Annotated in this window: 9 protein-coding genes; all 9 read right to left on the bottom strand. The window is 65.0% G+C overall.

Going from position 1 to position 9,967, the window contains the following annotated elements; translation table 11 throughout:
* Positions 1–91 precede the first annotated feature (91 nt).
* Complete coding sequence (eno, locus tag ACYP5B_RS32450; protein ID WP_043344931.1) at positions 92–1,381, bottom strand: phosphopyruvate hydratase; 1,290 nt, start codon at positions 1,379–1,381, stop codon at positions 92–94.
* A gap of 112 nt (positions 1,382–1,493) precedes the next feature.
* Entirely contained in the window at positions 1,494–1,784 is a 291-nt protein-coding gene (locus ACYP5B_RS32445) for a DUF1330 domain-containing protein (RefSeq protein WP_006160203.1), read from the bottom strand.
* Between the two features lie 90 nt (positions 1,785–1,874).
* A complete protein-coding gene (kdsA, locus tag ACYP5B_RS32440) occupies positions 1,875–2,747 on the bottom strand; it encodes a 3-deoxy-8-phosphooctulonate synthase (protein WP_267606122.1) in 873 nt (290 codons plus the stop codon).
* 29 nt (positions 2,748–2,776) lie between these two features.
* Positions 2,777–4,429 (bottom strand): CTP synthase, encoded by a 1,653-nt coding sequence (locus ACYP5B_RS32435; protein ID WP_267606121.1) that lies wholly within the window; start codon positions 4,427–4,429, stop codon positions 2,777–2,779.
* A 151-nt stretch (positions 4,430–4,580) separates the two neighbouring features.
* Positions 4,581–5,402 (bottom strand): alpha/beta fold hydrolase, encoded by an 822-nt coding sequence (locus tag ACYP5B_RS32430; RefSeq protein ID WP_459572361.1) that lies wholly within the window; start codon positions 5,400–5,402, stop codon positions 4,581–4,583.
* A 21-nt stretch (positions 5,403–5,423) separates the two neighbouring features.
* On the bottom strand, positions 5,424–6,245 hold the full coding sequence (locus ACYP5B_RS32425) for a peptidase (protein ID WP_459572360.1): 822 nt from the start codon (positions 6,243–6,245) through the stop codon (positions 5,424–5,426).
* Between the two features lie 142 nt (positions 6,246–6,387).
* Positions 6,388–7,212 carry a transglutaminase family protein gene (locus tag ACYP5B_RS32420; RefSeq protein WP_318230724.1) on the bottom strand — a complete coding sequence of 275 codons (825 nt, stop codon included), beginning with the start codon at positions 7,210–7,212 and terminating at the stop codon, positions 6,388–6,390.
* Between the two features lie 39 nt (positions 7,213–7,251).
* Entirely contained in the window at positions 7,252–8,205 is a 954-nt protein-coding gene (locus ACYP5B_RS32415) for an alpha-E domain-containing protein (protein WP_400095675.1), read from the bottom strand.
* Positions 8,206–8,300: 95 nt separating this feature from the next.
* Entirely contained in the window at positions 8,301–9,773 is a 1,473-nt protein-coding gene (locus tag ACYP5B_RS32410) for a circularly permuted type 2 ATP-grasp protein (protein WP_267606113.1), read from the bottom strand.
* Positions 9,774–9,967 lie beyond the last annotated feature (194 nt).

The raw sequence follows: 9,967 nt of genomic DNA, 5'->3' as shown, positions 1-9,967 counted from the left end.
CAGGCGCATGGGTTCTGGCGCTTAAGCAAAAAAAGGGAGTTGCGTCCTGCGCCGGCCGCGGCATTGAGCGCGGCCGGCGCAGGACACGAGCTTAGCGCAGATTGTAGAATGCGCTCTTGCCCGGGTAGCTGGCGATATCACCGAGATCTTCCTCGATGCGCAGCAGCTGGTTGTACTTCGAGATACGGTCCGAACGCGACAGCGAGCCGGTCTTGATCTGGCCGGCGTTGGTGCCCACCGCGATATCGGCGATGGTGCTGTCCTCGGTCTCGCCCGAACGGTGCGAGATCACGGCCGTGTAGCCGGCGCGCTTGGCCATTTCGATGGCGGCGAAGGTTTCGGTCAGGGTGCCGATCTGGTTGATCTTGATCAGGATCGAATTGCCGATACCCTTCTCGATGCCTTCCTTCAGGATCTTGGTGTTGGTGACGAACAGGTCGTCGCCCACCAGCTGCACGCGCTTGCCCAGCTTGTCGGTCAGCACCTTCCAGCCGTCCCAGTCGCCTTCACCCATGCCGTCCTCGATCGACACGATCGGGAACTTGTCGCACAGGTTGGCCAGGTAGTCGGCGAACTGGGTCGAAGTCAGCTTCAGGCCTTCGCCGTCCAGGTGGTACTGGCCTTCGGCTTCGTGATAGAACTCAGTCGCCGCGCAGTCCAGCGCCAGCAGCACGTCCTCGCCAGCGCGGTAGCCGGCCTTCTCGATGGCCAGGAGGATGGTGTTCAGGCACTCTTCGTTGGAAGCGAAGTTGGGGGCAAAGCCGCCCTCGTCGCCAACCGCCGTGGACATGCCCTTGTCGGACAGGATCTTCTTCAGTGCGTGGAACACTTCAGCGCCGCAACGCAGGGCTTCACGGAAGCTCGTCTGCGACACCGGCATGATCATGAATTCCTGGATGTCCAGGCTGTTGTTGGCGTGCGCGCCACCGTTGACGATGTTCATCATCGGCACGGGCATCTGCATGGCGCCCGAACCACCGAAGTAGCGGTACAGCGGCAGGCCGGCTTCTTCGGCAGCGGCGCGCGCCACGGCCATCGACACGGCCAGCGTGGCGTTGGCGCCCAGGCGGGCCTTGTTGTCGGTGCCGTCGAGGTCGATCAGGGTGCGGTCCAGGAACGCTTGCTCGGAAGCGTCCAGCCCCATGATGGCTTCGGAGATTTCGGTATTGATATGCTCGACCGCCTTCAGCACGCCCTTGCCGAGGTAGCGCGACTTGTCGCCGTCACGCAGCTCGATGGCTTCGCGCGAGCCGGTGGATGCGCCCGACGGCACTGCCGCGCGGCCCATCACGCCGGATTCGAGCAGGACGTCGCACTCGACCGTCGGGTTACCGCGCGAGTCGAGAACTTCGCGACCGATGATATCTACGATTGCACTCATGGATTCCTCTTGGACTGTTGATGCTTGATGACTTCTTACTACACGGGCGCCATGCCCTGGACTACCGCTGACTGAATGAAGCTGACTAACGCTGACTAACGCCGAACAACGCTTAAGCGCCTTCCACCACGATCATGTTCATGCGCGCGGCGTGCTCGCGCGACTTGCGCGCGGCGCGGTATTCCTCGCTGTCGTGAAACGACTTTGCCGCGTCATAGCTGGGAAACTTCAGCACGACCACGCGCGTCGGGGCCCAGTCGCCCTCCAGCTTCTCGGTCTTGCCGCCGCGCACCAGTACCTCGGCGCCATGCACCTTCATGGCATGGCTGGAGAGCACTTTGTACTCTTCATACTGCTGGGGATCGGTGACATCGACGTGGGCAATGATATAGCCGCTGGCCATGGCGTATCTCCGTGTGTTCTTATGATGTTGATTCTACTTGGCTGATCATGGCCGCCTGATGACGGCCATGATCGCGGTGGCACGGCAAGCTCAGGCGCAAGCCGCCGGCCAGCCGAAATTGTCTTCGAGGAAGCCCGAGCGCTTGACCAGCGTATCGAGATCCTTGAGCACCGACAGCAGTTCCTTCATGCGCGACAGCGGCACGGCGTTGGGGCCATCCGACATGGCCTTGCTCGGGTCCGGATGCGTTTCCATGAACAGGCCCGCAACACCCGTCGCCACGGCCGCGCGCGACAGCACCGGCACGAACTCGCGCTGGCCGCCCGAGCTGGTGCCCTGGCCGCCCGGCAGCTGCACCGAGTGGGTGGCGTCGAACACCACCGGCGCGCCGGTCTCGCGCATGATCGCCAGCGAGCGCATGTCCGAGACCAGGTTGTTGTAGCCGAAGGAAACGCCGCGTTCGCAGGCCATGAAGCTGTCTTCCGGCAGCCCGGCCTCGCGCGCGGCATCACGCGCCTTGTCGATGACATTCTTCATGTCATGCGGCGCGAGGAACTGCCCCTTCTTGATATTGACGGGGCGGCCGCTCTGCGCGCAGGCACGGATGAAGTCGGTCTGGCGGCACAGGAAGGCCGGCGTCTGCAGCACGTCGACCACAGCCGCCACCGGCTTGACCTCGTCGATCTCGTGGATGTCGGTCAGCACCGGCACGCCGATCTCGCGCTTGACGGTGGCGAGGATCTCGAGCCCCTTCTCCATGCCCAGGCCGCGGAAGGTCCGGCCCGACGAGCGGTTGGCCTTGTCGAACGAGGACTTGTAGATAAAGGGGATGCCGAGCTCGCTCGTGATCGCCTTGAGCTCACCGGCCGTATCCAGCGCCATCTGCTCGGACTCGATCACGCACGGACCGGCGATCAGGAAGAAGGGCCGGTCCAGGCCGACGTCAAATCCACAGAGTTTCATCACTAATCTCCTGCTTGCGGTGCCGGGGCTTAGCCCGCCTTGCTCTGCTGGCTGGCCAGCGCCGCTTCCACGTAGGCCTTGAACAGCGGATGGCCATCGCGCGGGGTGGAGGTGAATTCCGGGTGGAACTGCACGCCCACGAACCACGGGTGCAGGCTTTCCGGCAGTTCCATCATCTCGGGCAGGTCTTCGGTCGGCGTACGGGCCGAGATCACCATGCCCGCCTTTTCCAGCGTCGGCACGTAGTGATTGTTGACTTCGTAGCGATGGCGATGGCGCTCGTTGACTTCGGCGCCATAGATCTGGCTTGCCTTGGTCTCGGCCTTGACTGGCACGCGTTGCGCGCCAAGGCGCATGGTGCCGCCCAGGTCGGACTCGGCGGAGCGCTGCTCGACCTTGCCTTCGCGATCGACCCACTCGGTGATCAGCGCGACCACCGGATGTTCGGTTTCCAGGTTGAACTCGGTCGAGTTGGCATCGGCCATCGCCGCCACGTGGCGGGCGAACTCGATCACGGCCAGCTGCATGCCCAGGCAGATGCCCAGGTACGGCACCTTGTTCTCGCGAGCGTACTGGATAGCGCGGATCTTGCCTTCCGTGCCGCGCTTGCCGAAGCCGCCCGGGACCAGGATGGCGTCCAGCGGCTTGAGCACTTCAAGGTGGCCCGATTCAAGTTCTTCCGAATCGATGTACTCGATGTTCACGCGGGTGGCGGTGTGCATGCCGGCGTGGCGCAGCGCTTCGATCAGCGACTTGTAGGATTCGGTCAGGTCGACATACTTGCCCACCATGCCGATGGTGACCTCGTGCTGCGGATTTTCCTGGGCATTGACCAGGCGCTGCCACATGGAGAGATCGGCCGGCTTCGGATCGATACGCAGTTCCTCGCAGATCAGGCGGTCGAGGCCTTGCTCGTTGAGCATCTGCGGGATCTTGTAGATGCTGTCCACGTCCCACACCGAGATCACGGCTTCTTGCGGGATATTGGAGAACAGCGAAATCTTGGCGCGCTCTTCGTCCGGAATCGGGCGGTCGGCGCGGCACAGCAGCGCGGTCGGCGAGATGCCGATTTCACGCAGCTTCTGCACCGAGTGCTGGGTCGGCTTGGTCTTGAGCTCGCCGGCGCTGGCAATGAACGGCACCAGCGTCAGGTGCACGAAGGCCGCATGGTTGCGGCCCATGCGCAGGCTCATCTGGCGCGCGGCTTCCAGGAAGGGCAGCGACTCGATGTCGCCCACCGTGCCACCGATCTCCACCAGTGCGACGTCCGCCTTGCCACCGTGCGACGCAGCCGCGCCGCGCTCGATGAAGGCCTGGATCTCGTTGGTGATATGCGGGATCACCTGCACCGTCTTGCCGAGGTACTCGCCGCGGCGTTCCTTGCGGATCACCGACTCGTAGATCTGGCCCGTGGTGAAGTTGTTCGACTTGCGCATCTTGGCCGAGACGAAGCGCTCATAGTGGCCGAGATCGAGGTCGGTTTCCGCACCATCTTCCGTGACGAACACTTCGCCATGCTGGAAGGGGCTCATCGTGCCGGGATCGACGTTGATGTAGGGATCTAGCTTGAGGAGGGTGACTTTGAGGCCGCGCGACTCGAGAATGGCCGCGAGCGAAGCAGCAGCGATGCCCTTGCCGAGAGAAGAGACGACACCACCGGTGACGAAGACGAATTTGGTCATAAACCGAGCTTGCCGGGGAAATCGGGATTATACATGAGAGGCCGCCTGCTGCAGCGCCGCATTTGCGACAAGTCGCCTTGCCCGGCAGCCGCGGAGACGCATTCGCCGCTTCGCGCCCGCCCCCCCCCCGCCGCCGCCCGTCCTGCCCCGGCTACGGACGCGCGCTCGCGGCGCCATCGCACCGCATTTGCCCGACCAGATCGCGGATCAGCCCGGCGGTCTGCCCGGGCCGCTCCATCGGATACAGATGCCCGCCCTCGATAAAGCGCAGACGCTCGCCCACCAGCTTGCGCGTGGCGCCGAGCCCGCATTGCCGCACTTCGCGCGAACGCGTGCCGGCGACAAAGCTGACCGGCACCGGCGCCCCGCGCGCCACGCGCGCGCCCAGGCTGGTGGGCAGCGTGCGATAGATCTGGTACTCGATCTCGCGCTCGAAACGCAGGCGGCGCTCGGCGTCGTTGCCGGTCGGCTCCGTGCCATGCATCGCATAGTCGCGCAACACCTCCTCGTCCCACGACGCAAACACAGGCTTGGCGCGAAAGTGCTCCCACACCGCCTCGGCATCCGGCCAGTGCGTGCGGCGGCGCCGGGTCGCGGCAGCCGGGCTGGGCCGCTCATCCAGGCCGAAGCGCTGGCCGGCCTTGAGCAAGGCGGCGCGCCACCCGGCAATCACGGGCGAATCCAGCATCACCACGCCGCGTACCCACTGCGGACGGCGCAGCGCGGCCATCAGCGACAGGAAACCGCCAAGCGAATGTCCCACCAGCCATACCGGCTCGCGGTACTTCTGCTCGATCGAAGCCAGCAGTTCATCGACCAGGTGCGGCCACTCGCGCGTGACGGGGAATTTCGGGTCGTGGCCATAACGGTCCACGGCGCGGATCTCGAAATCGTCTTCCAGCGTTCCAAACAGCTTGCGGTAGGTGCTGACCGGGAAGCCGTTGGCATGGGAAAAATGCAGGATGTCGCGCATCGGGGTATTCGCCGTGCGCCCTCAGTCCTGCGTGCCGGCACGTTCGCGCGTGGCGCGCACCGGCTGGCCCCAGCGGTCGCCGGCGCTCTGGCGCGCCAGCGGAAACTCGGCCGGCGCGTCGGCATCCCACTCGGGATCGTTGATCTCGCCGAAGACCTGGCGCAGGCGCTGCCCCCAGGTATCGCGGATCATGCGGAAGTAGGCGTTCTTCTCGTCGATATTGACGAAGCGGGTCACGCGCAGCGAATCGCCCTCGTAGACCAGCAGGTCCAACGGCAGGCCCACCGAGATATTCGACTTCAGCGTGGAGTCCATCGAGATCAGCGCGCACTTGGCGGCTTCGCCCAGCGGCAGCGTCGGCTCCACCACGCGATCGATGATGGGCTTGCCATACTTGGCCTCGCCGATCTGGAAATAGCAGTTCTCGGGCGTGGCCTCGACGAAATTCCCGGCGGCGTACACATGGAACAGGCGCACGCGTTCGCCGCGGATCTGGCCGCCGAAGATCAGGCTCACATTGAATTCGATGCCGGCCTCGCGCAGCGCATGGGCGTCGTGCTTGTGCACCTGGCGCACTGCGTCGCCGACGATGGCGGCGGCCTCGAACATATCGCGCGCCGTCCACAGCGAGCGCTTCTCGTCACGGCCCTCCGCCAGGATCTGGCGCACCGCCTGGCTGATCGCCAGGTTGCCTGCGCTCAGCAAGACCATCACGCGATCGCCCGGCTCCTCGAACACGGTCATCTTGCGCGCGGTCGAGATCGCGTCGACGCCGGCATTGGTGCGGGAGTCGGAAAGGAACACCAGCCCGGTGTCCAGCCGCATGGCTACACAGTACGTCATGATCTTGTCTTGTAATGGTGCAAATTCACGCCCGGCGCATCGCCAGGCTTGTCACCCGGGTCAAGGCCGCATTCTAGCGCCGCGCCGGTGCGCCCGGAACCTTGCGGCGCGCCCGCTCTTGGTGCGCGACGCACCACTTCACTCACTGCAGCGGTGCAATGGCGATCTCGACCGCCAGCCGCTCGCCGCTGCCGCCTTCGCGAATGCCGCGCACCGGTGCGGCCATGCGATAGTCGCGCCCGACCGCCAGCCGGATATGGCGCGCGTCGCTCAGGCAGCCGTGGGTCACGTCGATGCTGCACCACAACTCCTTGCCGGCATCCACGCAGACATCGGCCCAGGCATGGCTGGCCAGCTCCGAGGCCGCCGGGTCATAGAAATAGCCGCTGACGTAGCGCGCAGGCAGGCCCAGGGCGCGGCAGCATGCCACCATCACCTGCGCCTGGTCCTGGCAAACCCCGCTGCCCAGCGCGAACGCATCGCTGGCGGACGTGCCCACGTCGGTGCTATCCGCCTGGTAGCGCACCCGCCCCGCAATGCCGTTGGCCAGCGCCAGCAGCGCAGGCACCGTCGCCCCCGCCGCCAGGTACGGCGCGGCAAAACGCACCATTTCCGGCTTGGCGGCGGTCAGCGCTGTGCCGCCAAGGTAATACAGCGGCGAGACACGCGCCTCGCCGGCCGGCGGCGCATCGCAGAAAAACGGCCCGTCCGCGTCAGTTGGCGGCGTCACATCGACCACGCCGCTGGCCTCGATCACCAACGTATGTGCTGGCCCGGCCACAGTGAAGCTGTGCACGATATTGCCGAAGCCGTCACGCGCCTCGGACAGGTTGCCGGGAACGGACAACTGCCATTCCTGCACGGCCTGCAGCGGGCCCGAGCGCGGCGCGAGCCGCAGTTCGTGCACGCTGCGCCGGACCGGCTCGGCGTAACGGTAGACCGTTTTGTGGTGAATCTTGTATTTCATGATGTGGCGAGGCCGGCACGACCTCCCCACTTCTATAGGTCAGGCAGCCAGCAGCGGCACGAGGAAATCCCGGCTGATGCCGTTGCCGAGGTCGCCGATGCGCTCCAGGAAACTGGTCAGGTAAGCATGCAGCCCGACGGCGAAGATGTCGTCGATGCGCGCATATTTCAAATCGGCGTGAAGTTTACCAGCCTGGCGCTCGGTCTCCGAAGAATGCTGGTTGCCCACCAGCGCCAGGATCGACACCACCTCATCCATGCTCGATACCAGCGAGCGCGGCATGTCGGGGCGCAGCACCAGCAGTTCGGCCACGCGCTCGGGCGTGATCACGGTGCGATAAACCTTGCGGTACACCTCGAAGCCCGACACCGAGCGCAAGACCGCCGCCCAATGATAGAAGTCGTTTGCGTCGCGATTGGGGTCACTGTCGTCGACGGTGCCGGCCTGGAACTTCACGTCCAGAATCCGCGCGGTATTGTCGGCGCGCTCCAGGAAGGTGCCCAGCCGCATGAAGTGGAAGGCATCGTCCTTGAGCATGGTGCCGAACTGCACGCCGCGGGCCAGGTGGGAGCGGAACTTCACCCACTCGAAGAACTGCGAAGGATCCTCCGCCAGCACGCCGTCGGCGATCATGCGCTGCACGTCGAGCCAGGTGGTGTTGATGGTCTCCCAGACCTCGGTGGTCAGCGAGCCACGCACCGCGCGCGCGTTCTCGCGGGCCGCGCGCAGGCAGCTCATGATGGACGAGACATTGGTCATGTCGCGCACCATGAAATCGATCACGTCATCGCGCGTGAGCAGGCCGTACTTTTCGTCGAACACCGTGGTCAGCTCGGAGATATCGAGCATGGCCCACCAGCCTTGCTCCGCCACTTCCGCGGATTGCGGCAGCAGCGAAGTCTGGTAATTCACGTCCAGCATGCGCGCGGTGTTCTCCGCGCGTTCGGTATAGCGCGCCATCCAGAACAGATGGTCGGCGGTGCGGCTAAGCATGTTTAGTCCCCTCGTACAGCGCTGTTCACCCGCGCGCCGCCGGCAACGCGGCGGCCAGCGCGGGAATCACAAACTATCCTTGCGTGCGCCGCGCTTCAGCGCTCCAGCACCCAGGTGTCCTTGGTGCCTCCGCCCTGCGAGGAGTTGACCACCAGCGAGCCTTCGCGCAGCGCCACGCGGGTCAGCCCGCCCGGCACCATGCGCACGTCCTTGCCGGACAGCACGAACGGACGCAGGTCGATGTGGCGCGGCGCGATCCCCGACTCGACATACGTCGGGCAGGTGGAAAGTGCCAGCGTGGGCTGCGCGATGTACTGCTCGGGACGCGCGCGCACGACCTCGCGGAACGTATCGATCTCCGCGCGCGTGGCGGCAGGCCCCACCAGCATGCCGTAGCCGCCGGCGCCATGGGTTTCCTTGACCACCAGCTCACTCATGTGGTCCAGCACGTACTGCAGGTCGTCCGGGCGGCGGCACATGTACGTCGGCACGTTGTTGAGGATCGCTTCCTCGCCGAGGTAGAAGCGGATCATGTCGGGCACGTAGGGATAGATCGACTTGTCGTCGGCCACGCCCGTGCCAATGGCGTTGCAGATGGTGACATTGCCGGCACGATAGACCGAGAGCAGGCCCGCCGCGCCCAGCGTGGAATCCGAGCGGAACACCAGCGGGTCGAGGAAATCGTCGTCGACCCGGCGGTAGATCACATCGATGCGCTGCGGGCCCTGGGTGGTGCGCATGTAGAGGTGATCGTCCTGCACGAACAGGTCGCTGCCCTCGACCAGCTCCACGCCCATTTGCTGGGCCAGGAAGGCATGCTCGAAGTACGCGGAGTTGTACATGCCGGGCGTGAGCACCACCACCGTGGGATCGGCAATGTTCTGCGGCGAGACGCCGCGCAGCATATCGAGCAGCAGGTCGGGATAGTGCGCGACAGGCGCCACGCGATTGCGCGCGAACAGGTCCGGGAACAACCGCATCATCATCTTGCGGTTCTCCAGCATGTAGGACACGCCGGAGGGCACGCGCAGGTTGTCTTCCAGCACGTAGAACTCGCCCTCGCCCGCGCGCACCACGTCGATGCCTGCCACGTGGGCATAGATATCGCGGGGCACGTCGATGCCGAGCATCTCGGGGCGGTACTGCGCGTTGTTATAGATCTGGTCGGGTGGGATCACACCGGCGCGGATGATGTCCTGCCCGTGGTAGATATCGTGGATGAAGCGGTTCAGCGCCGACACCCGCTGGCGCAGGCCGCGCTCGAGCGTTGCCCACTCGCTGGCGGGGAAGATGCGGGGAATGACGTCGAACGGGATGGTCCGCTCGGTGCCGCTGTTGGACTCGTCTTTTTCACCGTAAACGGCGAACGTGATGCCCACGCGCCGGAAGATCAGATCAGCCTCGGCGCGCTTGTTGTCCATGGTGCCTTCGGACTGGCGCGCCAACCAATCCGCGAACTGCTTGTAATGCCCCCGCACGGCACCTGCCGGCAGGGACTCGCCCGCGTGGATTGCTGCTGCCACGCCATCTTGCCAATCGAGCATCTCGTCGAAAAACCGCGCCGCCATGATGGCCGTTCCCCCATGATTTGAGTGCCGCCCAAACTGCCGGCTACCCGTTTTGATTGGCTTGTTGTTCCCGGCACAGCACCTTGAGATCACCACCCGAGGCCCGGCGGCCTGGCCGCGGACCGTCTCGTCATGCTTCGAAGTGCTGTCCCTATAGGATACCTATGACCACGAAAGCCGCAAGCGGCAAGCAT

This window comes from Cupriavidus sp. 8B, assembly GCF_054589115.1.
Note: the sequence above shows the minus strand (reverse complement) of the source record. Positions and strands in the feature narration are given on the sequence as shown.

Coding starts and splice junctions, on each gene's coding strand:
- eno (WP_043344931.1), bottom strand. CDS start 1,381: ATGAGTGCAATCGTAGATATCATCGGTCGCGAAGTTCTCGACTCGCGC.
- ACYP5B_RS32445 (WP_006160203.1), bottom strand. CDS start 1,784: ATGGCCAGCGGCTATATCATTGCCCACGTCGATGTCACCGATCCCCAG.
- kdsA (WP_267606122.1), bottom strand. CDS start 2,747: ATGAAACTCTGTGGATTTGACGTCGGCCTGGACCGGCCCTTCTTCCTG.
- ACYP5B_RS32435 (WP_267606121.1), bottom strand. CDS start 4,429: ATGACCAAATTCGTCTTCGTCACCGGTGGTGTCGTCTCTTCTCTCGGC.
- ACYP5B_RS32430 (WP_459572361.1), bottom strand. CDS start 5,402: ATGCGCGACATCCTGCATTTTTCCCATGCCAACGGCTTCCCGGTCAGC.
- ACYP5B_RS32425 (WP_459572360.1), bottom strand. CDS start 6,245: ATGACGTACTGTGTAGCCATGCGGCTGGACACCGGGCTGGTGTTCCTT.
- ACYP5B_RS32420 (WP_318230724.1), bottom strand. CDS start 7,212: ATGAAATACAAGATTCACCACAAAACGGTCTACCGTTACGCCGAGCCG.
- ACYP5B_RS32415 (WP_400095675.1), bottom strand. CDS start 8,205: ATGCTTAGCCGCACCGCCGACCATCTGTTCTGGATGGCGCGCTATACC.
- ACYP5B_RS32410 (WP_267606113.1), bottom strand. CDS start 9,773: ATGGCGGCGCGGTTTTTCGACGAGATGCTCGATTGGCAAGATGGCGTG.